The organism is Pelobacter seleniigenes DSM 18267, from assembly GCF_000711225.1.
In the GTDB taxonomy this organism is placed as follows: Bacteria; Desulfobacterota; Desulfuromonadia; order Desulfuromonadales; family Geopsychrobacteraceae; genus Seleniibacterium; species Seleniibacterium seleniigenes.
This window is the reverse complement of record NZ_JOMG01000005.1, coordinates 170,569-192,932: the sequence shown is the minus strand read 5'-3', so window position 1 is coordinate 192,932 and position 22,364 is coordinate 170,569. Positions and strand designations below refer to the sequence as shown.

Below are 22,364 nucleotides of genomic sequence, written 5' to 3'. Positions count from 1 at the left end.
GGTTCCTTGTTGGCGCTTGTTGTGGAAAGGGGTCTTCTTGTGAACGATCTACTGGTTAGCTCCGAATCTCTCCGCTGGCATTGCGATCCCGCTCAATTCCAATTCAGCTCTACCGCCGAACTGCCACCCCTGGAAATCACCATCGGCCAGGAAAGAGCATTAACCGCCATCGATTTTGGCCTGGGGATTACCGACAACGGCTTTAATCTGTTCGTATTGGGACAACCCGGCAGCGGGCGCTCTTCAACCATCAAAAAAATCCTCGCCGCGCATGCCACCAAAAGGCCGGCGCCTGCTGACTGGTGCTATGTTCATGATTTCGAATCCAGCAGCGGCCCCGAGTTCATCTGCCTGCCTTACGGCACTGGCAAGGAATTCAAAAAAGATCTCGACCGCCTGGTTGAACGACTCTCCGAAGATGTCCCCAAATCCTTTGACAGCAAGGAATATCAGGAACAGCGAAAGAAAATATCCCAGTCCTTCCAGGAACGTAAGAAACAGATTTTCCAGGATCTGGAACAATTGGCAGCAGACAACGGCTTTGCTATTCAGCAGGTGGCCAGCGGTCTGGTTCTGGTGCCTTTAAAAGAAGGCAGTCCTTTATCACAAAAGGACTTTGAAGAACTCTCGGCCAAAGACAAGGAACGCCTGGAGAATACCGGCAACATGCTGCAGGAAAAAATCGACGAGGGACTGCTCGAAGCCAGGAAAATCGATGAGGAGCTGCGTGAAAAGATTCTTGATGTCGCCAAACAGGTCCTGCTCTATACCATCGGTCATCTGTTTGAGGCCCTGGAACTCAAATATGCTGACCTGCAACCGATTATCGACCATTTTGCCAATTGTAAAAAAGACATTCTCAAGCAGATTGAGGACCTGCATTCAGCCAACAAGCCTCAATTCAATCTGCCGGGGCTGGCTCCGCAGCAGCAGGGGCCGAATTTTGATAATTACCGCGTCAACCTGCTCATCGACAACAGTGAACTGGACGGCGCACCGGTGATCTACGAAGCCAACCCGACCTATTTCAACGTATTCGGCCGGATTGAACATGTCATCCAGATGGGCAGTGCCGTGACCGACTTTCAGATGATCAAGCCCGGGGCCATGCACCGTGCCAACGGCGGCTATCTGATTCTGGATTGCCGAGAAGTCCTGCTCAACCTGTTCACCTATGAGGCGCTCAAACGCTCTATTCGCAACAAGGAAATCAAGCTTGAGGACATGGCGGAACAGTACCGGTTGATCGCCACGGCCAGCCTCAAACCGCAACCCATTCCATTGGACTGCAAGATTGTTCTGATCGGCACCCCGGAGCTCTATTACCTGCTCTATCAACTGGACCCGGACTTTCGCAAATATTTCAAGGTCAAGGTCGATTTCGATCAACGGATGGCCAACAGCAGCGCCAATATTCAGCTGTTTTCACTCTTCATCGGCACCAAGTGTCGGGAGGAAAAACTGCTCCACTTCGACCCGTCTGCCGTCGCCCATACCATTGAATTCTCCGCCCGCATGATTGAGGACCAAAAGCATCTGTCGGCAAGCTTTTCCGAAATTACCGACCTGATCCACGAAGCATCCTTCTATGCCAACCGCAGCGGTGCCGGCCTGGTTACGGCCGCTCATGTCGACCAAGCGCTTGAATCAAGGATCTACCGGGCCAACAAGACCGAGGAGCATATCCGCGCCCTGATCGAGGATGGGACGATTTTTATCGACACTCAGGGTGAAGTCATCGGCCAGGTCAACGGCCTAACCGTCTATCAGCTTGGTGATTACAGTTTTGGCATGCCCGCGCGGGTTACGGTGCGAACGTTTCTCGGCAAAAGCAACATGATCAACATCGAGCGGGAAGTCAAACTGTCCGGACCAATCCATGACAAAGGGATGCTGATCCTCAGCGGCTTTTTTGGCGAACGCTACGGCTGTGACAAACCGCTGGCCCTGTCGGCTTCGATCTGTTTCGAACAATCTTACGGCGGAATCGAAGGAGACAGCGCCTCCAGCACAGAACTCTACGCGCTGCTCTCCAGCCTGGCACGCCTGCCGATTCGTCAGGATATCGCCGTGACCGGTTCGGTCAATCAGCACGGCCGGGTTCAGCCCATCGGCGGGGTCAACCAGAAGGTTGAAGGTTTTTTCGCGGTCTGCAAGGCGAGCGGCCTGACCGGCAGCCAGGGCGTCATCATCCCCCGCGCCAATGTCCAGAACCTGATGCTTAAGGCCGAAGTAGAACGTGCCGTGAAAAACGGTCAATTTCATATCTGGAGCGTGCAAACCATCGATGAAGGGATCGCCATTTTAACCGGGCTGGCAGCGGGCGAGTTGCAGAACGACGGCACCTGGCCGGAAGGATCGGTGAATGACCGGGTCAACAGAAGGCTGCTGCAGTTGGTGGAAACAGCTGCCGAGTTTGGTAAAAAAACAGCGGGGCATGACACAGGCAATGGAAAAGCCGTGGAGTGAGCCCCCATTAAGTCCTGTGGCCCTTCTCCGGAAAATCAATGGTCGTGGGCCGCAAGGACCTCCTCGGCCTTACGGCGACCAATCTCGATCAGTTCCTTGGCCCGTTCGAACTCATAAATAGTGCAGATATTTTTCGGCAGTTCGATGAGGATATCAGGGGTATAGGCAGCCAGTTTAAAGTTGGCGATGGTCGACTGCATGGCGTCAAGGCTTTTAGAGACCACGTCAAAGATCCCGGTCTCATCCTCTTCTTCATCTTCTCCATTAAACATATCCTGTAAACCATCGATAAAATCGATAATCTTTCGATGATAACGGTTACGTGGTTCAGGTTCAGGAGCCGGTGCTTCGAGCTGGCTGGGAGTATTGTCCACCTTGCCGCTCAGGCTGACAGCGATGGTCAGATCGGTCATATCGCGTAGCGTGGGTGCAATGGGCACCGGGTTGAGCAAACCACCGTCAACCAGGTGCCGTCCGTGGTAATTGAACGCGGAAAATACCGTTGGAAAGGCAATGGAAGCGCGGATGGCACTGAACAGAGATCCGCTCGATAGCCAAACCTCCTTGCTTTCATCCAGATCAGTGGCGACAGCGGTAAAGGAGAGCGGCAGATCTTCGATATTGCGGTCGCCAATCAGCTCCCGCAGGGTGTTGATGATCCGCTCTCCCTTAAAAATGGCCGTGCCACTGAAAGACAAGTCGAGCAGCTTCAAGACATCGAGCCGATCCAGGGCGCTAACCCACTTGGCATAGATATCCAGTTTTCCCGCGGCATAAATACCGCCGATCAGCGCCCCCATGGATGAGCCGGAAATGGAACGAATCTCATAACCCTGCTCTTCAAGCACGCGAATCACACCTATATGGGCCAGCCCGCGGGCCCCGCCGCTGCCGAGTACCAAAGAAACTGTTTTGTGGGTCTTTTTCATCACTATTCCTCTGCTGGAAACCTTTGTCCTCTGCCTATCCTCGGCGTCGATTTTGCCATGGGAGGGGTTGTTGAACAACTGGTTATTCCGCGATGGAGAGGAATCCGGATATTTCCGAAAAACCGTTGACACTGAGGACGAAATGGCAAACTGACAACCACTCCCCCCTTTGGAAAAGGGGGTTTGGGGGGATTTATGTGGTCTGTAACTCGACCGGCCGGACGAGACCCGCGGAGTTCTCCCGTTTCTTAACGAGCGACATCTGTTCTCGTTGAAAAACGACAACCAGAATCAAAGCCGCAGCGCCTCGAATCGTCCCTACCACCCTGCCCCAAATAGTAAATCCTCAAAATGCAACAAAAAAAGTTGCGACCAGGACCTTCTGGCGAGTATAGTGCCGTCTTTGAAAAACGTAAAAGGAGATATGAATAATGATTACTGCAATCAGTCCGATTGATGGCCGCTACGCTTCCAAGGTCACTGAACTGGAAGAGTGCTTTTCCGAATATGCTCTGTTGAAAAACCGCGTCAAAGTTGAAATCATGTGGTTAATCACCCTCTGCGGTGAAGCCGGTATTCCCGAATGCCGGGCGCTAAACGCCGCCGAAGAGCAAACCCTGCGCAAAATCGTCACCGACTTTACTCCGGCCGAAGCGGAAAAAATCAAAAAGATTGAAGCCGTGACCAATCACGACGTCAAGGCTGTCGAGTATTATCTCAAAGAACAGATTGCCGGCACCTCGCTGGAAGAGATCTCCGAGTTCATCCATTTCGCCTGTACCTCGGAAGACATCAACAACCTCTCCCATGCCCTGATGCTCAAAGATGGCCTGGTAGCCCTGCTTCCCCAGCAGCAACAAATCATTACCGGGATCAGCAAACTAGCTCGTGAATTCCAAAATGTCCCGATGCTGGCACGGACTCATGGCCAGACCGCTTCGCCGACCACCATCGGCAAGGAACTGGCCGTATTTGCCCATCGTCTGCAGAAACAAAGTACAAAAATTGCCGAAGTTGAACTGCTCGGCAAACTCAACGGCGCGGTCGGCAACTTCAACGCCCATCTCTCTGCTTACCCAGCGGTTGATTGGGTTGCCTTGGCCAAACAAGTGATCGAAAATGAGCTTGGGCTGAAGCAGAACTTGTTTACCACCCAGATCGAACCGCATGACTATATGGCAGAACTGTTCGACGCCATGGCGCGCTGGAACACGATCCTCATCGATTTCAACCGCGACATCTGGACCTACGTGTCCATGGCCTATTTCGGGCAGCAAACCATCAAAGGCGAAGTCGGTTCGTCGACCATGCCTCACAAGGTCAACCCCATCGACTTTGAAAACTCCGAAGGCAACTGTGGACTGGCCAACGCCATCTTCCAACACCTTTCAAGCAAACTGCCGATCTCACGCCTGCAGCGCGACCTGACCGATTCCACCGTGCTGCGCAACATGGGGGTTGGATTCGGCTACAGCATGATCGCTTACAAGTCGACCCTGAAAGGCATTGGGAAACTCAAGCTTAATGAGCAGAACCTAGCTGATGACCTAGACCATGCCTGGGAAGTGCTTGCCGAGCCGATTCAGACCGTGATGCGGAAAGCCGGAATCGAAAAGCCTTACGAGAAACTGAAAGAACTGACCCGCGGGCACAAAATCGACAGCCAGACTATCCGCGACTTCATCAACGGGCTCGAATTGGCCGATGCAGACAAGCAACGGCTGTTGGACATGACCCCGGGCAGCTACACCGGCATGGCAGGAAAAATCGTTGATTTCCTCGACTGAGGCCGTTCAACCGGTCAATTGAATCCGACAAAGCCGCGAGCCGCCTACGGGCACTTCGCGGCTTTGTCGATTCTGGCAACAGTTGATCTTTTAGGGCAGAATGAATATGGAGAGCTTTGGGATTCAATAACTATTGGGAACAATCATGTTAAAAGGAATTCTTTGGGACAACGACGGGGTGCTGGTCGACACCGAGCATCTCTACTACCTCAGCAACAAAGAACTGCTCAACGAGTACAACCTTGACCTGACGGAGAGCGATTACTTCGAATGGTACCTGATGCGCAACATCGGCTCTTGGCACCTGCTTGAAGGAATCGGCCTGACCAAAGAAGATCAGCCGCTCATCCGCAAGCGCCGCAACACCATATACACGAGCAAACTGGTTGAGGCGACTGAACTTGTCAAAGAAGGAATCGAACCCCTCGTGAAGGCACTGTACGGTAAGGTGTCCATGGGCATTGTCACCAGCGCCTTCCGCGAGCACTTCGACACCATCCATGCCCGGCTTCCGCTGAGGGACTATTTCGATTTCGTCCTCACCAACGAGGATTACGAGGGCAGCAAACCCTCCCCCACTCCGTACCTGTGCGGCCTTGATCGCCTGGGTGTGCCTGCGGAAAATTGCGTCGTCATCGAAGATTCTCCCCGCGGCCTCGCCTCCGCCCGCGCCGCGAACCTGCGCTGCATCATTTTGCGCCACAAACTTATGGCAGGCTTCACTTTTCAGGGAGCCTATAAAGTGGTGGATTCGGTACCGGAATTACATAAAGAGCTCATGGAGCTTATGTAACTGGGTATTCATTTTTATTTGCTTCTTGAATGCCATAGACGCTCGTTTGAGAGTCAATAGCAGCCAAACCGGGACTGCCCACTCACGGAAGCTGTCCCAGGTCTTTGCGGTACGAACCGCTACAGTTTCATGGCTCGCAAACTCTTGGAATGAGGTTGTAAAATTATTGGATTCCAAGGGCCACAAAACCAATCGGCGATCCAAGAAGGTCGATCTGAGGGAAAATGGCAAAGCCGATTTCCCAAAAATATTGATGGGGAGGTTTTTTCTACACCCTCGTTAGATTTAGGAGCTACTGTCAGAATATGAAACGTATTGAATTTAATGGATTTATTAAATTTGAAGACAGAGAAGTTCTTTGGAAAGTGGTAGCTAAAAAGTATGGGTACTTTGATATTGTTTTTTACTCACTTCTTTTTCCTCCTTTAGCTTACGGCGTAAAAATTACTTTTTTCTCTAAGTATGGAAATTTGAATTGGTTATTATTCATGGGTGCGATTTTCATTGCAGTGATTTTTCTAACCAAACTGGACAGAATAGGTAGAAAAAAAGCAGAGAAAGACCATATCAAAAACCCGCCATTCCTGAGTGGTTTTATAACAGAAAATGGAATAACTATTGTCGATGAGAAAAATCAAGAAGAGTTCCCTTGGCCCTTTTTTAAAGGTTACAAACAGTCTCACGATCTTTTAGCAGTAAGAGCTAAAAAAAATTGGGTATTTTGGGGCCCATACATGTTTAGAAGTAATGAAGATTGGACTGATTTTAAAAAACTAATCATTGACAACTTAAAACCTATCTAACGAATAAGGATATATAGCGCGAGGGACGAGCCGCGATCTTATCCTGAGGTTGGACAAGCCCGGTCTTTATAGAAATAAAGAATTGAGTAGAAATACATGCTATCAGCATCAACTGGCCCTGTTGTTGATCGATATCGATCATTTCAAGGATATTAACGATACATTCGGCCATGACATTGGCGATGAAGTTTTAAAAGGCCATGTGGTCATGGTTCAGAACAAATTGAGAACATCGGATATGTTCGGTCGTTGGGGTGGCGAAGAATTTATCGTCATGCTGCCGGAAACGGATCCCGGGCAGGCAACCATCGTTGCCAACAGACTCCTTAACTATTTGGCAGAAACGCCTGTTCATACAGACTGCGGCAAACAGATAAGCTTGACTGTCAGTATTGGAATGACTGTGGCCGGCAACTTTGCAACCCTGCGCCCGGATATCATTAAAACAGCTGACAAAGCTCTTTACCTGGCCAAAAACAGAGGACGAAACAACATCGTCCTGCTGTAATCTTTGCCAGCGCCAAGGGAGTCTCTGCGCAGTTCAGTTCACTCTTTGACTACTTTACCAACCTGTTTCAAAAATCAATTGGAAACCTCTTCTCCACCGGTTTATGGTATTTATTATCAGAATAAACACCGCATTTTACCAGGAGAAGCCAATGTTAAGTGAAAAAGCCAAACAGCTGTTCGCAAAACTGAAATTACCCTATCCCGCTGTTGCCCTCCAATATCTTCCAATCAAACCAAAAGATATTGCGCAATCTGACAAGAAGCTGGCCTTCTGCCAATACGTTAAAGAAGTCCAGGAAACGGGCAAGACATTTTTCATCAGCAAAGAAAATGACGTCTGCTATGGCAAAATGGCCTTGGGGATGATCCCCAAACCACCGGTGACCGCCTCGGGACAGGCAGGGTTTGACTTCGGTGTTTATAAAACACCGGCGGCCTGTCGAAAACTGTATCAGCACCTCCCCGTTCTGGTTTCAGGTGCGGTCAACTATGTTGTCTTTGCCCCGCTCAGTCAATGCGACTTTAACCCGGATTTGCTTGTCCTGTTTGCAGATATCCCGGCGGCCGATATTGTTATGCGTGCCACGAGTTACATTTCAGGTGATTTTTGGGAGTCCAAATCGACACCGGTGCTCAGCTGTTCCTGGATGTATGCTTATCCGCTGCTTAGCGGGAAAGTGAACCACCTGACCACCGGGCTTTATCATGGCCTGAAACGCCGGAAAATTTATGAAGCCGGTTTGCGGATGATTTCCATCCCTTTTAACAAGATCGATGAGGTCGTTACGGCCTTGGAACAAATGGACTGGACCACCATCGCTTTTCGAGAAGACGACCAGAGTAAAACAGAACTCCAGCGCAGAATGGCGCACTGGCAGGACATGGCGATTGAAATGGGCTGCGCCTGTGATTTACGCTGAGACCCTGGAAAAAAGCGCAGCCTGAAACGAAGCAAGCGAATGATACCGGCACGTCGCAGGTGATGGCAATAAACCTGCGACGAGTCAGAAACAGTTTCTTCCCCGGATCGTCAAAGCAACAATCTGAATCCAGGCACTACCTTTGGTCGCCCGACCTATAATACTTCAGTTAAAAAATCGGAATGGTCATTTAAAAATCGAGCTGATTTTCCCGACAAACAATCGGCATAGATGATTGACATGAGAATTTCTTTTGAATATATTCATTCAAATTTCTTAGTAATTTCAAGATATTAATAGGAATAACCGATTGCAGATCATGATCAGATCGAGTTTTCTTATAATTGTATACCAAACAACTCGTGAAAGCGGCCCGCTATGAGCAGCCGTTCGACACCTTCTTTTTGCCATCCAGGCTATCGCTATTTCCCTTCCGGCCAAAAGACCGTCGCTTCCGTCCGAGCAACGGCCAACAACAAATTACTGCCATCATTCAATGCCCCTATCCTGAAAGTGATGCTGATCATTTTAACCCTGGCCCTGCAATGCCATCCCAGGGATGCCTTGGCCGGAGACAAAACCTATATCCTCAGCTACAGCCCGGTTTCTCTCTTCCACGAATTGGTCAGGGATCGGGTCAAAGAGGCTTATCAACGCGCGGGTCTTGATGTCCAATTTATCCCTTTACCCAATAAAAGATCCCTTTTGAGCGCCGATAACGGAGATGTTGACGGTGATGTCGGCAGGATCGCCTCAATTGAAAGCAGCTTTCCCAATTTACGCCGAGTTGATGCCAAACTGATCGATCTGCACGGCGCGGCATATACCACCCGTACTGAAATCCGCAGCTATGACAAAGGGCTGCTAGACCACTACCGCATCGGTTACGTCCTGGGCGTTCGCTGGGCCGAAGATCTGATGAAAGGTCGGGAAGCGACAAAAGCCCGTGATTATAAGGGTCTTTTCGATCTATTAAAAGAAAACCGTGTCGATATCGTTCTGGCTACAACGGCAAGTGCGGATGCCGTCATCAAACAAAACACAACATCCGACCTCCCGATCAGAAAATTGGCGCCACTGATCTTTTCCGAGCCGATTTATCATTATCTTAATAAAAAGAATTCCGCGATCATTCCCAGGCTGGAACAGGCCATCAGAGAGATCAACCGGCACCCTCCTTTGATATTCTACACCGGCGCCCCGTCGCCTCAACGTGACATTGTCCAGGCCCGTCTCCGGGAAGCCTGTCGCCGCATCGACCAGACCTGCGAGGTCCGCTTTACCGGGTCATCCCAGCGGGCATTGGTCTTAGCGGGGAACCAGGGAGACGGCGATGCGTTCCGCATCGGAACCATTAAGACTATGGAGCCGAAAGCGACCGACAACCTGCTCCTGGTACCTGAGTCGATTCTGCAGGTTCAATTCAACGTCTATACGACCGGCGCGCCTTTTCCGGTGAACGGTTGGGAATCCCTGGCCGGTTTGCGCAACGGCCTGCGGGTCGGCGTTAAAATTCTGGAGCAAAAAATCCCCGGCAACCGGACCATTTTACCCGACAGCGACAGGCTGTTTAAAATGCTGGCTGAAAACCGGCTCGATACAGTTGTAGAGCATGGCGATGTTGCCGAATACACCCTGTACAAGTTACGACTGCCAAACATTCGTAAGCTGGTTCCGCCCCTCGCATCCTTTCCCGGCTATGTTTTGATTCAGAAAAAGCATCATCAGCTGGTACAACCACTGGCTGACAGCCTTGCCGCGATGAAAGCGGATGGCAGCTTTGACCGCCTGAAAACCGAAATCCTCAACCGTTATTCCTCACAGACCTGGTGAAATAAATGTCACAAAGTATCAGCAAGGCCCTGATCAGCCGTTTGACACTGCTTATTCTCTGCGTAAATATCGTCATCATTCTGGTTTTCTACACCTTTTCGGTCCGGTTGGCAGCTGAGGATTTTCAATCGCAGATTCAAGTCGAGGCCAAGCATCTGGCCGATACGTTCACCCAACAACTATGGCTATTTGATCTGAATACCACCGAACAGTTGGCCGACATGGCCTTCAATAACCGGATGATCAAGGGGCTGCGGTTGTACGATCAGGAATACAACGTCATCGTTGACAAGGGCGAATTCCCTGCCACAGGAGTCTCCACCATCAGCATCCCCTTGATCCATGACACAAAGATTCAAATCGGGAAACTGGAGATTGTTTTCGCCAATACCAACTGGCACAAGCAGGAAAACCTGATTCTCAAAATCTCCCTGATCACAGCCCTGGCAACGGTCTTTTTTTCTATCCTGCTGATTCACAACCTGCTCAGACACCACCTGGTCAAGCCGTTGCGGGATCTTCAGAACAGCATGGACCGGGTTGCTGACGGGCAGTTCATCCAATCGGACATCAAGGGACAGAAGCTGGAGATTCAGGCAATTATCAACAAGTTCAACAAAATGGCCCAGAGTCTGGCCCAGCGGGAAGAACAACAGCAAAAACTGGAATATGAATTGCGCCAGAAATACAAAATGGAGGCGGTTGGTCTACTGGCCGGGGGGATCGCCCACAACTTCAATAATAATCTGGCCATTATCCTCGGCAATCTTGAGTTGGCCAAAATCAGGAAAACCGACCCGGCTAAGGTTGCGAATCACCTCGAAGAATCGATTCAAGCGGTTCTTCGCGCCCGCGACCTGGTTATGCAGATCCTGACTTACAGTCGGCAGGATCTGCACGGACTGAAACCACTCCAGGCCATTGCCATCGTCGATGAAACAATGAAGTTCATGCGGTCGACATTACCGACCACCATCAACCTTCGTTATGAAGTGGTCGAGTCTGCCAAAGCGGCGGTTATTAAGGGCGATGCTTCACGGATCCAGGAGATTCTAATCAACCTATGCAACAATGCCGTTTACGCCATGGAAGAAAAAGGCCGCCTGACTGTTTGCGTGGATACCATGACGCTTGAGCAAGCGGATATTCCAGCCCGTCTCAATTGTCAGCCGGGACACTATGCCAGAATTCAGGTCCAGGATAATGGTTGCGGCATGTCTCCGGAGGTGCTGGAAAAGATCTTCGATCCGTTTTTTACCACCAAGAAAGTGAATGAGGGGACCGGAATGGGGTTGTCCACCGTTCAGGCCGTGGTTGAACAGCATCATGGCCTGATCAAAGTACAGAGCCAAATCGGCGCGGGTGCGACCTTTTCCCTGTTCTTTCCGCTGATCGAAGAGGCCTCGTCCAAGGACGAGATCATTGCGGATGACAAGGCTCTATGGTCGGGAACCGAACGCATTCTGCTGATCGATGACGACCAGACCCTGGCTGAAGTCGGCGGGCAGATGCTCGCAGAATTGGGATACCGGGTCAGAGTGGAAACAAACGCCAGGACAGCCCTCAAACTGTTACAGAAAGATCCGCAACAGTTCGATCTGTTGATCACCGATCAAACCATGCCCGAAGTGACCGGCCTGGAAATCATTGCGGAAGCCAACGCCTTACGCCCGGATCTGCCGACGATTCTCAGCACCGGCTACAGTTCAAAAATTACCGAGGCAGAGCTAGCAAAACTGAACATAAGGGCCTCCTGCACTAAACCGCTGAAACTATCCGCCTTGACAAAAATCATCCGTCAGGTTCTGGATGAAAAATAGTCCCCCTCTTGAATTGGCCATTTATAGCGTTAAAATCCATTGGCAAAGCATTTCCGCAGCCATTTTTTAACGTTTATTGGCGATTTCAATACCGCTTACCTGCAACAAAAATTACTTTTCTCAACAAGATTGCTTTATTAGTCTTATAATATAACGATAAATCAAAGGTCTAGATCACCATCCCTGCCAGGAGACGTGACATGAGGCTGCATCCGTTTTGGTCCCTATGGCTTTTTGTTCTGTTGTCAGTCGCTCTGTCCCCTTTTCCTACATCAGCCACACAGACCAAAATTCTTTACGTGGACTCCTATCACCAGGATTACCCCTGGAGCGCAGGCATTGCTCGAGGGATTGAATCCGTTCTGAAAAACGACGCGAATATCCAGTTGAAAATCATCCACATGGATACCAAACGCCACAATTCTGAAGAATTTAAAATCGCCGCCGCCAGCCAGGCGAAAGCGTTGATTGATTCCTGGCAGCCGCAAGTTGTCATTGCATCCGACGATAACGCCGCAAAATATCTCATTGTTCCCTATTTTCTGGGTGGAACCCTGCCATTTGTTTTTTGCGGTGTTAACTGGAACGCTGATGAGTACGGCTTTCCGGCAGCCAATGTCACCGGCATGATTGAAGTTCAGCTGATCGATCAAATCCTGGCTCTGCTGAAAAGATACGCTGCCGGAAACCGGATCGCCTTTATCAAAGGAGATGATCTCTCCGCCCGCAAAGAAGCAGCTTTTTTTGAGCAACACTTTAAACTCCATCTCGACCAACGCTTCGTGAAAGACTTTCCCGCTTGGAAAGAACAGTATCTGGCTTTGCAGCAGGAATCTGACATGATCCTGATTGGCAACCACATCTCCATTACCGGCTGGAACGATGAGGAGGCCTATCGTTTCATTCTGCAAAAAACCCGGGTCCCGACCGGAAACTGGGACGACTGGATGGCCAAATTCAGTCTGGTTACCTTTGCCAACAACCCGGAAGAACAGGGTGAATGGGCGGCCCGGACCGCATTGAGAATTCTGGCCGGCACCCCGCCCTCCGACATCCCGATTGTCACCAATCATAAAGCACGGATTTTTCTGAATATGGAGCTGGCCCGTAAGCTAGGCATCAAATTCCCTATCGAGCTTATTGAACGAGCAACTTTTACCTCAGAGTGAAACAACGATGAAATTCAATTCAATGCAAGTCAGGTTGCCGCTATTAATCGCCCTCGCCTTTGCCCTCACCACCTTGCTGGTTGTGCTGATTGTTGAACAGAAAATGGCGGCGGTCATCAACCAGAGCCAAAACCTGGAATACGGCGAGAAGTTACAGACCGTTGTTCGTGCCGTCCGGAATAATTTCGACCGGCTGCAAAAAACCCGAATGGTCGCGACTTATGAGGATGATTTTCAACATTTAACCTTGCGGCAGTTGACTGAGACCTATGAGCAGGCAGATGAAAATACCGCCCAGTTGTTTATCCTGGACGCTCAGGGGCACCTTATTCTCCCAGCAGTCTCGCCAGCCACGAATTCATTATTCCCCCCGCAGTTGGCCAACAAATTGCGTCAGAGCGAGACCAACAGCTTAACCTTTACCCTGGAAACACAAGAACAAGTCTGGTGTACCTACCGGAATTTCACTCCCTGGGGTTGGACCATCGGCTATCTGGTTCCCCATACCATCCGCTACCATCTGCTCTATGAACTCAACCGTACACTGATCGCGGTTATCGGCGGCATTACCCTATCCATTGTCATCCTGCTGTTGTGGCTGGTCCGCCGACAGCTCAAACCGATCCTGCAGTTGACGGAAATCTCAGCAGAAATGGCCGAAGGAAATCTGGACCGCCGGATCCAGGTGGAACGCGATGATGAAATCGGTCTCCTTGCCAATCATTTCAACCGCATGCAGACCACGATGGCCAATACCATCGCATCCCTGCGGCTGAGTGAGGAAAAGCTGCGCACTACCCTTGATTCGATTGGCGATGCTGTGATTGCAACGAACGAACAGGGTCTGATCAGCAGAATGAATCCGGTGGCCGAAAAACTGACCGGCTGGTCTATCCAGGAAGCACACGGGATCCCTTTGCAGGAGGTGTTCTCAATTATCCATGCTGAAACCCGCCAACCGTTGGTCGGCCAGTTTCAGCAAATTCTGGACAGCCGTCAGGCCATAAGCCTGGAGGATGACACCATTTTGCTGGCCAAAAACGGAACCGAGCACTTGGTGGCGGATTCTGCGGCGCCGATCCTCCATACTGATAACCGTCTCAGCGGCATGGTTTTGGTCTTTCGGGATATTACCGAGGAGCGCGCCCTCCAGGAGCAACTGCTGCAAAGTAGAAAAATGGAGACCATCGGCCAATTGGCGGGCGGCGTTGCCCATGATTTCAACAACATGCTCGGAGGAATCCTTGGCGCTGCAGAATTGATAAAACCTCTATTAGGCAGCGACCCGGCAGCACACAGATTTCTGGCCATGATCATCGAGTCCGGGGAGAGAGCTGCGGACCTGACGGCAAAGCTGCTGGCCTTCGCCCGCAAACAACCGATCATGTCCACACCAGTTGATGTTCACCTGGCCTTACGCAATGCGCTGGCTTTGCTGGAAAGCACGCTGGATCGGCGCATCAGAATAACAACGGAGCTTGCCGCCCCCAACAGCATGGTGGTCGGCGACCTGGGTCAATTACAAAATATTTTCCTCAATCTGGCCATCAATGCTGCCCAGGCCATGCCTACGGGTGGTGACATCATCATCTCTTCTAAGGTGCGGCAGCTGGACGAGGAAGAGTGCCAGGGCAGCGGCTTCCAATTGCAGCCTGGACGCTTCATCGACATTGAATTGCGTGATAACGGTTGCGGCATTGCACAGGACAACCTGGAGCGAATTTTTGAGCCGTTTTTTACCACCAAGCAGCATGGTGCCGGCACTGGTCTGGGGCTTGCTGCAGTATTCGGAACCGTCCAGGTTCACCACGGAGCGGTGAGCGTTGCCAGTGAAGTCGGGGTCGGCACCACCTTTCATGTCCTGCTCCCCTTGTCCGAAATCGCCCCGGTCACCACAAGGACCGTACAGGAAGCAACCCACGGTTCCGGCTTGATTCTGGTGATAGATGACGAAGATGTCATCCGGGCGACCGCGACAGCGATTCTTCAAAACCTGGGCTACGATGTCATGTTGGCAGAAAACGGCCGCAGCGGGTTAGAGCTGTTCCGACAGCACTGGCAAGAGATTGATCTGGTGCTTCTTGATATGGTCATGCCGGAGATGAACGGCCGCGACTGTTTCTTCAAAATGAAAGAAATTTCAGCGGATGTCCGGGTGGTATTATCCTCAGGTTTTGCCAAACCTTCCGAGCTGGCAAACCTGCGTACCGCCGGCCTAGCCGGTTTTATCCGCAAACCATACCGCAGCACGGAATTGAGCCGCATCGTCTCAGCGGCACTTCAGGATAAAACCCAGGCGGATTTTTCGTGGGCGGAGTCCACTTAGACGATGGTTCCAAAATGATTACGCCAGGCAGACTGAGGTCCCGCTACGCAGCGAGGCATAGACAGCACAAATCAGGTCAACGGACCTTTTTCCCTCAAAACCATTGATCAATGGCTCCCGGTTTTCTTGAACACTGCTGACAAAGTCGGCAACGACCAACCGATGCCCCTCCATGTCAATGGCGGTCGGGTCTGCCGCGCCACCGACACTACCGGCAGTCTCGGCCAGCATTGCCTGGTCTTCAGGCCGAGAGTCAACAAACTCCCAACGCACGATTTGATCACCTTCAATAGCAATACTCCCCTTTTCCCCGGAAATCTCTATGCGGCGGGGAAATCCCGGTGCACAGGAGGTCGACGCTTCGACAGTCCCGACGGCCCCGTTTTTAAACCGCACCGCTGCACACAGATTATCTTCAACTTCAATCCGCTGATGGGTGACCGGCCCTTGCCAGGCAAAAACACTGGCCGGCTGCCCGGCGAGGTAAAGGAGCAGATCAATACTGTGAATCCCCTGATTCATCAGACAACCGCCACCGTCCAATGCCCAGGTCCCGCGCCAGGCTGCTGAATCGTAATAATCCTGGCTGCGAAACCAACGCATCTGACAGCTGGCAAACAATAATTTTCCGAGCCGACCCTGGTCGATGGCCTGCTTGGCCAGTTGGGTGCATTCATCGAAACGCGCCTGAAAATAGACCCCGAGTTTGACCTGATGCTGGGCACAAATCGAGATCAACTGTTCAGTTCGTTGGGAGGTGACCTCCAAGGGTTTTTCACACAAAACATGCTTGCCACGCTGTGCAGCCTGAATAGCCAGTTCCAAATGCGTTCCGGAGGCAGTGGCAATGGAGACGGCGTCGATGAGCCCGCTATTAAGAAATTGGTCCAGTTCCGAAAAACCGGCTATCCCCTGTGCCGTTGCAAAACTGTCCACAGCGACCGGGTTGCGCCCATAGACAGCGGTCAGTTCGGCACCGTCCACACAGCGGATAGCATAGCTGTGAACCTTGGCGATTGCCCCCGGTCCAATGATTCCAAAGCGTAGTTTTTTCCCCGACATGGCATTCTCCACAGGCAGGCAGCATTTTGCAGGCGACCAGACTTGGGCCGCACCAAGGCCCATTGCTGCAAGCAGCTGACAGCAAAATCTTCCGCCCAGCATAGCAGTCGCTGTGACAGGTCACAAGTCGGACTTGCACAATAACCACTGAGGCACCTGGCAGATGATTGGGAAAGGCGGTTCTGGAAATTTTCCGGCCCCAAAAGGGCGGAATTGATTTACTAAAGGAGCGAACGGAACACCAGCAGCAACCAAGACTGGCGAGCGGATTCCGCCTAATAATAAAATCGCTTTACAGGATGACAATTTAAACCAGTCTAGTATTCTATTAGCATTACAGCTCAGCCCGATCTCAAAAACAATGTCCAGCCGGCCAACAACAGCTTTGGGAACACACCATTTTGTTCCGGCGGCCGACTCTTAACCCCATTTTCCCAGGAGGCACATGAGATGAACATCAATTTTTCAAACAAAGAATATCGCCTACTTCTTGATCTCATCTACATGGGAACCTGGGTTTTGACAGCAAATGAGGTGGAACGCTACACCAAAGTGAATCGTTATGATGAGCTCGCGCAAAAAATTTATGCTCTGGCCAAAGATTTTGGCTGTGAACAGCTGATCGAATATGACGAAGAACATGATGAATATCTGGAGACCGCTGAATTCGAAGACTCTGAAGTCATGGAATTTCTGGAGGATTTTGAAGAATTCACGTTCTGGGAAACGCTGATCTCCAGAATGGCCGAACGCGATTTTCTCAAAGAGCTGCCACCAGGCAGCCTGGAGAGGCTTTCTTCGGAAGAAAAATTTATCGCCATTCAAAAGCATGAAGACAAATGGGCCGACGAGTTTCAGAAACATGGACTTGATAACCTGACAACAAACTAAAATTCCGGGTAGTGGCCCGCTTGTTTGAGCTGTACATCGCCAGCGCCTTTTCCTCGGGGACCGGCTTTACAAAAATCTCCCTTCTACCGATTAGAATCATCGAGTAGAGGGGAGATAGATCCAACGACTTTGAGTTTTTATGTACCCTTGCAAAAGAGCTCTTCAGCTAAGCAGATCCTGCCAGATCTTCCCTTCAAGAATACAGCCGACAGCGAACGCTATCCTCCATTCCAACAGGCGCTGCCCCGCCCGGGAAAGCAGCAACTCCTGGCGAGAGCTGTTCAACCGAAAGAGCAACCCAAGCAGAGAATAATTGCCGAATGGGCTGAAATCGGGCAGTATTTAAATCGCTTTATCAAACAACAAAATCACCCTGAAAGCGGGGCAGTTTAGGACCGACGTGCCATGACGACAAAACTCTTCTGGGAAAATCCCTATCAGACCAGCAACGAAACGGTTATCGCAACCGCCGCCGCCGAGCAGGTCACTGTTGCAGAAACTGTTTTCTTCGCCTGTTCCGGCGGGCAGGAAAGCGACCATGGAACCATTGCCGGCATTTCCGTTCTGGAGGCGGTCAAAGACGGCCATGACATTATCTATACCCTGCCGCCCGGACATGGTCTGCAGGCCGAGGATCTCGTTACCATCGCCATTGATTGGGAGCGGCGCTACCTCCTGATGCAACTGCACTTTGCCGCGGAACTGATTTTGGAACTGACCTATCGGCAAAGGCCCGGCATCACCAAAATCGGCGCCCATATCTCCCCGGCAAAAGCGCGCCTCGATTTCCTTTACGAAGACAATATTTCACCCCTGCTCCCAAAGTTGAAGGCTGCAGCCGAGTCCCTCATTCAACAAAACCTGGATATTGTCAGTGCCTTCAGTGACCCGGCTGCAGAACAGCGCTATTGGGAGGTCGACGGCTTTGCCCGGGTCCCGTGCGGCGGCACCCATCTGCGCAAGACCGGGGAAATAGGCGACATCGCCTTGAAAAGGAATAACATCGGCAAAGGCAAAGAACGGATTGAAATTTATCTGCAAGGCTGACCAGCGGCGCATGTCATGCCGCACCACCCGAACCGTCACGGAGGAGGGGCCAATGAATCACATCAGAGCTTGTCTATTGCTGATCATCACCTTGCTGCTGTCAACCAGCGTTTCGGCTGCAGATTTTCAGGAAGACCAGCAAACCCTGGTCGAACAGGTCCTCACCCATCGTGCCCTGCTGGTCCGTGATCGGGATGCGGCAACCTTCATTCACGCCCTGACCCTGCTCCAGGAAGGCAAACAGCAGGAATTGATCAAATTCCTGAACTATCAACTCGATGCCATCAGCTGTGCCGCCTGATTTCTCCCCTTACTACGGCCCCCTCAACAGGTCCTATGCCCAATGTGCAGACCAAATCCTGGCCGAGCAGGAACAATAAGACGTTGTGTAGCAACAGCCTGACCAGGGGCATATTCGCGGCGCTGTTATCTTTGCTATACTGAACCAGGACAGTAGGGCTTTTTGATCACAGGAGCAGTTCATGGTGAAGTTAACAGAGGGTTATCGTGGCCGAACGATTCGCTTTCTCGGTTTCTGGGATTTCCCGGGCTGGCGGATGAAGACCTACGGGATCGCCTATGACAGGCCAGCGCCATGCCCCGGCCTGATTGCTACAGCGAAAGAGATTACTCAGGAACGCCTGGCACAGGCCACTACGAAACAGTGCTATGGAGTCGGATTTGTCGGGATTCATCAGGGCAAAACAGCAAATTTCATCTTCGTCGACTGGTGGGCTGACGAAAATGAGTTACACCACCATGTCTATGTCTCCCCGGAAGAGCATCCGGATATCCTTGAATACAAAACTCCGACCGGGTTGATCGCCTGTGTCTGGGATTTACAGCTGATCTGTTTTGAAAGGGAAGCCTGGATCGAGGAAGTTTTAAAAAAACCGGATCATCCTGATCTGCAGGGCTACCTGGCCAAACAGTTGAATTGTTGAAGAAGATCCGCGGTTTCACCCCTTCTGGAGAGGGGCATTGGGCTGCGCAAAAAGGGGCAAAAAACATTGAACTATCAGGAGATTATTCATTTTTGGTTTGAAGAGATCGACAAAGCCCGGTGGTGGGCCAAAGACCATGATTTTGACCGGCTTATAAAAGACCGCTTTGAGCAGGTCTACCGGCGCGCTGCTTGCTGCGAACTTGCCGAATGGCGACAGACAGCTCAAGGGAGACTCGCGGAAATCATTGTTCTGGATCAATTCCCTCGCAATATGTATCGTGATTCAGCACAGGCTTTTGCCACCGATACCTTAGCCTTGGCCCTGGCCCAGGAAGGCATCTCCCGCGGCGCAGACAGTGAACTCCCTGCCCATGAAAAAAGTTTTTTCTATATGCCGTTCATGCATAGCGAATCCCTGCACATCCATCGCCAGGCCGTGGACCTGTTCAGCCAGCCGGGGCTGGAATCGAACCTGGACTTTGAACTTCGCCATAAAAAGATCCTGGAACAGTTTGGCCGCTACCCCCATCGCAATAACATTCTTAATCGGGCTTCCACCCAGGAAGAGCTGGAATTCCTGCAGCAGCCCGGATCTTCATTTTAGAAACGCAGCAAAAAGTTACTCCCCACGTCATGGATAGTCGGAACCGATGGCGGGGGAGTGATTTTATAAACGGATAAGTCTATCCAGGCTGGAAAAGGAATCTTTCAACAAGCAGTCAATCCCAGGACATTCAGGGCCTCTGCCTGGTCCGCCAGTACCTGCAGTAGCACCGGATCAACCGGAATCCCCTGCGCTTCCCGCTCTTCCTGAACCCGCCATTCCCGGTCCCCCGGGGCCATGACTTCGCTCCCGGCAACTGCGTTTTGAGTACGCAGGTCCTGCAAATAAGCTGTCATTTGTGTTTCATAAAGGGATCTTTCAATAAAGGCCTCAGGCTTCATAACCAGGAAGAAATGCCCCAGGCGCCGCCTGGTTGAAAGATCCGGACCGTTGATCGCGAGCAGTTGGTGACTAAAGGCCATGCCAGTCAACGCTGCGCAGAGGACTTCACAAAGCCCGGCCAAAGCGGCCCCTTTATAGCCATAGCCAAGACCGCCCAGCGGCAGCAGGGCCGCAGCCGCGAGAGGATCCGTGGTCATGTGGCCGCCGCTATCAACCGCCACATCGCTCGGCAGCTCACGCTGGATGGTTTGGTAATGAAGCACCCGGTTATAAGGGATGGAACTGGTGGCCATATCGATGAGGTATGGCTGTTGTCCCTGCAGTGGAGCTGCAAAACTGATGGGATTGGTCCCATGAAAAGGGGCCACGCTATCGTGAGCCAGCACCAGTTTATCGGAATTGCTGAACGCTAGCGCCAGATAACCGGCCTCAGCCGCAGCCAGGGTAAAGCTGCCGGCAGCACCGAAATGGGATGAATTGACCACACTGACTGCCCCCATGCCGTTTTTTTCGGCCAGGGAGATCCCCTCTTCGATTGCACGATAACCGGCCAAATGACCGAAACCGTTATCGGCATCGAGGGTTCCGGTCGTATTGCTGAGCGGTTTGAAAACCAACTCAGGTCGACCGTTAATTCGCCCGCCACGGAGAACTTTCAGGTAATGGGGCAACAAGCGCAGACCGTGACTATCGACTCCGCGCAATGATGCGCCAACCAGGGCACGGGCCACCGCATCGGCAGACGCGTCGTCAGCGCCTCCGGCCTGCAGGGCGGAGCGCACAAAACGGTCCACCTCAGGTGCAGCGACCCGCTGCCAGCTACTTTCCTGTCCATAGGTGCGGTTTTTTATGCTGTTCATAGCAACACTCAATAAGATCTGAAAGACAACCGGTACCGGAGCACAACGTCACCTAAAACCCAGGGGAAGTAGATTTATCCAGGCACCGTACGATTAACAGTTTGTTGAAACAGTCCATCCATGGGCTCGGCAGGCTGTTTTCAACGGTCTGACAAAGAAGAAGCTTGCGGAACTGCTGCACACCATTGCACAGCAGCCTCTCATTCATCCGCTAGGAGTCAAATGCGACCTGGACCTTGACCGAACGGGTCCGGTCAGTGGCCGCTTCGATGGCCTGATGGACCTGATCCATAGGGAAGACATCGGTGACAATAGGACTGACATCGATCTTCCCCTGGCTGATCAAAGCCACTGCCTCGGCGTATTCCGGATGAAATCTTTGGCTGCCAATCCATCTGACTTCTTTGCCGACCAGTATATTGAGGGGAATGTTCAGGGCACCGCTGACTCCAACCTGGATAATGGTCCCTTGGGGTCTGATCACATTGAGAATATTTTCAATCGCACTCTGCGCCGCCGAGCACTCAAAAATCACTTCAAAATAACCCTTATCCTGAGAATAAACATCCAGCGCATCGGCCTGTTCAGCAATATTAATGGTTTTGTGGGCGCCCATCTGCTCCGCAACAGCAAGCGTCTTGGCAGCCAGATCAACCACAACGATTTCACCGGCACCGAAATATTTGGCAACAGCCGTGCACAGTGCGCCAATGGGACCGGCACCGTTGATCAGGGCTTTTTTACCGGCCAACGATGTCACACTTTTGGCCGCGTGCAGGCACACCGCCAAGGGCTCAGCACAGGCCAGTTCCGCAATGCTGGCCTCCCCTTTAACACATTGCTTTGCGGCGATGACTATCCGCTCGCGAAAACCGCCCTGTTCGTGAGGCAATCGCATGGCGGAACCGATAAAATGCATATCGAGACAATGCTGGTAAAGCCCCTCCTGACAGTAACGGCAGTGCCCACAGGGTTGGCTGGGGTTGACCGCAACCTTGTCACCAACACTCAGGCCGGTCACATGAGCGCCCAGTGCCTCAATGGTTCCGGCGAACTCGTGGCCGAGAATAATCGGCTCGCGAACTCTGACCGTACCGAATCCGCCATGCAGATAATAGTGGAGGTCTGAGCCGCAGATTCCTCCCCTGCCCACTCGAACGACAACTTCACCAGCACCGGGCATAGCAACAGCCTCGTTTTCAACCCGCAGATCTTTTTCTCCGTACAAACGGCAAACACGTGTTTCCATGGTC

The 22,364-nt window shown here is 51.6% G+C and carries 20 protein-coding genes; 16 read left to right on the top strand and 4 right to left on the bottom strand.

All coding sequences use genetic code 11. From position 1 onward, the window contains the following. Positions 1–39: 39 nt before the first annotated feature. Entirely contained in the window at positions 40–2,469 is a 2,430-nt protein-coding gene (locus N909_RS0122195) for a Lon protease family protein (RefSeq protein ID WP_029918296.1), read from the top strand. A gap of 35 nt (positions 2,470–2,504) precedes the next feature. Here the strand turns inward: N909_RS0122195 and N909_RS0122190 are convergent, their stop codons facing one another. Continuing rightward, positions 2,505–3,398, bottom strand: a complete 894-nt coding sequence (locus tag N909_RS0122190; protein ID WP_029918295.1) for a patatin-like phospholipase family protein — start codon at positions 3,396–3,398, stop codon at positions 2,505–2,507. Positions 3,399–3,829: 431 nt separating this feature from the next. Here N909_RS0122190 and purB point away from each other — a divergent pair, with 431 nt between their 5' ends. From purB to N909_RS0122145, 9 genes are all read left to right on the top strand, one after another. Then, positions 3,830–5,185, top strand: a complete 1,356-nt coding sequence (purB, locus tag N909_RS0122185; protein ID WP_029918294.1) for an adenylosuccinate lyase — start codon at positions 3,830–3,832, stop codon at positions 5,183–5,185. A 145-nt stretch (positions 5,186–5,330) separates the two neighbouring features. Continuing rightward, positions 5,331–5,978, top strand: a complete 648-nt coding sequence (locus N909_RS0122180; protein WP_029918293.1) for an HAD family hydrolase — start codon at positions 5,331–5,333, stop codon at positions 5,976–5,978. A gap of 305 nt (positions 5,979–6,283) precedes the next feature. Then, positions 6,284–6,781 (top strand): hypothetical protein, encoded by a 498-nt coding sequence (locus N909_RS0122175; protein WP_029918292.1) that lies wholly within the window; start codon positions 6,284–6,286, stop codon positions 6,779–6,781. Between the two features lie 49 nt (positions 6,782–6,830). Beyond that, positions 6,831–7,289 (top strand): GGDEF domain-containing protein, encoded by a 459-nt coding sequence (locus N909_RS0122170; RefSeq protein ID WP_342672715.1) that lies wholly within the window; start codon positions 6,831–6,833, stop codon positions 7,287–7,289. Between the two features lie 151 nt (positions 7,290–7,440). Further along, positions 7,441–8,211 (top strand): DUF169 domain-containing protein, encoded by a 771-nt coding sequence (locus N909_RS0122165; RefSeq protein ID WP_029918290.1) that lies wholly within the window; start codon positions 7,441–7,443, stop codon positions 8,209–8,211. A gap of 378 nt (positions 8,212–8,589) precedes the next feature. Further along, positions 8,590–10,044, top strand: a complete 1,455-nt coding sequence (locus N909_RS0122160) for a substrate-binding periplasmic protein (RefSeq protein WP_029918289.1) — start codon at positions 8,590–8,592, stop codon at positions 10,042–10,044. A gap of 5 nt (positions 10,045–10,049) precedes the next feature. Continuing rightward, positions 10,050–11,864: an ATP-binding protein gene (locus tag N909_RS24975; RefSeq protein WP_051690051.1), complete on the top strand. Its 1,815-nt coding sequence runs from the start codon at positions 10,050–10,052 to the stop codon at positions 11,862–11,864. A gap of 299 nt (positions 11,865–12,163) precedes the next feature. Continuing rightward, on the top strand, positions 12,164–13,033 hold the full coding sequence (locus N909_RS0122150; RefSeq protein ID WP_162179151.1) for an ABC transporter substrate-binding protein: 870 nt from the start codon (positions 12,164–12,166) through the stop codon (positions 13,031–13,033). Positions 13,034–13,040: 7 nt separating this feature from the next. After that, positions 13,041–15,359: a hybrid sensor histidine kinase/response regulator gene (locus N909_RS0122145; protein WP_051690050.1), complete on the top strand. Its 2,319-nt coding sequence runs from the start codon at positions 13,041–13,043 to the stop codon at positions 15,357–15,359. Between the two features lie 18 nt (positions 15,360–15,377). Here the strand turns inward: N909_RS0122145 and N909_RS0122140 are convergent, their stop codons facing one another. Further along, positions 15,378–16,421: a Gfo/Idh/MocA family protein gene (locus tag N909_RS0122140; protein WP_029918285.1), complete on the bottom strand. Its 1,044-nt coding sequence runs from the start codon at positions 16,419–16,421 to the stop codon at positions 15,378–15,380. A gap of 450 nt (positions 16,422–16,871) precedes the next feature. Here N909_RS0122140 and N909_RS0122135 point away from each other — a divergent pair, with 450 nt between their 5' ends. The 6 genes from N909_RS0122135 to N909_RS0122110 all read left to right on the top strand — a co-directional run bounded on the left by N909_RS0122135 (position 16,872) and on the right by N909_RS0122110 (position 19,909). Then, positions 16,872–17,312 (top strand): hypothetical protein, encoded by a 441-nt coding sequence (locus N909_RS0122135; protein WP_029918284.1) that lies wholly within the window; start codon positions 16,872–16,874, stop codon positions 17,310–17,312. A gap of 129 nt (positions 17,313–17,441) precedes the next feature. Then, positions 17,442–17,705: a hypothetical protein gene (locus N909_RS0122130; protein WP_155006048.1), complete on the top strand. Its 264-nt coding sequence runs from the start codon at positions 17,442–17,444 to the stop codon at positions 17,703–17,705. Positions 17,706–17,717: 12 nt separating this feature from the next. Then, on the top strand, positions 17,718–18,359 hold the full coding sequence (locus N909_RS0122125) for an alanyl-tRNA editing protein (protein ID WP_029918282.1): 642 nt from the start codon (positions 17,718–17,720) through the stop codon (positions 18,357–18,359). Between the two features lie 52 nt (positions 18,360–18,411). Beyond that, the gene (locus N909_RS0122120; RefSeq protein WP_029918281.1) at positions 18,412–18,660 is read left to right on the top strand and encodes a hypothetical protein; all 249 of its coding nucleotides are present in this window, start codon (positions 18,412–18,414) and stop codon (positions 18,658–18,660) included. Between the two features lie 181 nt (positions 18,661–18,841). Continuing rightward, positions 18,842–19,303: a hypothetical protein gene (locus N909_RS0122115; protein WP_029918280.1), complete on the top strand. Its 462-nt coding sequence runs from the start codon at positions 18,842–18,844 to the stop codon at positions 19,301–19,303. A gap of 66 nt (positions 19,304–19,369) precedes the next feature. After that, positions 19,370–19,909, top strand: a complete 540-nt coding sequence (locus N909_RS0122110; RefSeq protein ID WP_029918279.1) for a DUF924 family protein — start codon at positions 19,370–19,372, stop codon at positions 19,907–19,909. A 104-nt stretch (positions 19,910–20,013) separates the two neighbouring features. Here N909_RS0122110 and N909_RS0122105 read toward each other — a convergent pair whose 3' ends face one another. Both N909_RS0122105 and N909_RS0122100 read right to left on the bottom strand, forming a co-directional pair. Next, a complete protein-coding gene (locus tag N909_RS0122105; RefSeq protein WP_029918278.1) occupies positions 20,014–21,111 on the bottom strand; it encodes an Ldh family oxidoreductase in 1,098 nt (365 codons plus the stop codon). A 211-nt stretch (positions 21,112–21,322) separates the two neighbouring features. Further along, a complete protein-coding gene (locus tag N909_RS0122100) occupies positions 21,323–22,360 on the bottom strand; it encodes an L-idonate 5-dehydrogenase (RefSeq protein WP_029918277.1) in 1,038 nt (345 codons plus the stop codon). Between the last annotated feature and the right edge of the window lie 4 nt (positions 22,361–22,364).

Excerpts from the sequence above, each read along its gene's own strand:
- N909_RS0122190 (WP_029918295.1), bottom strand. The coding sequence starts at position 3,398 with ATGAAAAAGACCCACAAAACAGTTTCTTTGGTACTCGGCAGCGGCGGG.
- purB (WP_029918294.1), top strand. The coding sequence starts at position 3,830 with ATGATTACTGCAATCAGTCCGATTGATGGCCGCTACGCTTCCAAGGTC.
- N909_RS0122180 (WP_029918293.1), top strand. The coding sequence starts at position 5,331 with ATGTTAAAAGGAATTCTTTGGGACAACGACGGGGTGCTGGTCGACACC.
- N909_RS0122175 (WP_029918292.1), top strand. The coding sequence starts at position 6,284 with ATGAAACGTATTGAATTTAATGGATTTATTAAATTTGAAGACAGAGAA.
- N909_RS0122165 (WP_029918290.1), top strand. The coding sequence starts at position 7,441 with ATGTTAAGTGAAAAAGCCAAACAGCTGTTCGCAAAACTGAAATTACCC.
- N909_RS0122160 (WP_029918289.1), top strand. The coding sequence starts at position 8,590 with ATGAGCAGCCGTTCGACACCTTCTTTTTGCCATCCAGGCTATCGCTAT.
- N909_RS24975 (WP_051690051.1), top strand. The coding sequence starts at position 10,050 with ATGTCACAAAGTATCAGCAAGGCCCTGATCAGCCGTTTGACACTGCTT.
- N909_RS0122145 (WP_051690050.1), top strand. The coding sequence starts at position 13,041 with ATGAAATTCAATTCAATGCAAGTCAGGTTGCCGCTATTAATCGCCCTC.
- N909_RS0122140 (WP_029918285.1), bottom strand. The coding sequence starts at position 16,421 with ATGTCGGGGAAAAAACTACGCTTTGGAATCATTGGACCGGGGGCAATC.
- N909_RS0122135 (WP_029918284.1), top strand. The coding sequence starts at position 16,872 with ATGAACATCAATTTTTCAAACAAAGAATATCGCCTACTTCTTGATCTC.
- N909_RS0122125 (WP_029918282.1), top strand. The coding sequence starts at position 17,718 with ATGACGACAAAACTCTTCTGGGAAAATCCCTATCAGACCAGCAACGAA.
- N909_RS0122120 (WP_029918281.1), top strand. The coding sequence starts at position 18,412 with ATGAATCACATCAGAGCTTGTCTATTGCTGATCATCACCTTGCTGCTG.
- N909_RS0122115 (WP_029918280.1), top strand. The coding sequence starts at position 18,842 with ATGGTGAAGTTAACAGAGGGTTATCGTGGCCGAACGATTCGCTTTCTC.
- N909_RS0122105 (WP_029918278.1), bottom strand. The coding sequence starts at position 21,111 with ATGAACAGCATAAAAAACCGCACCTATGGACAGGAAAGTAGCTGGCAG.
- N909_RS0122100 (WP_029918277.1), bottom strand. The coding sequence starts at position 22,360 with ATGGAAACACGTGTTTGCCGTTTGTACGGAGAAAAAGATCTGCGGGTT.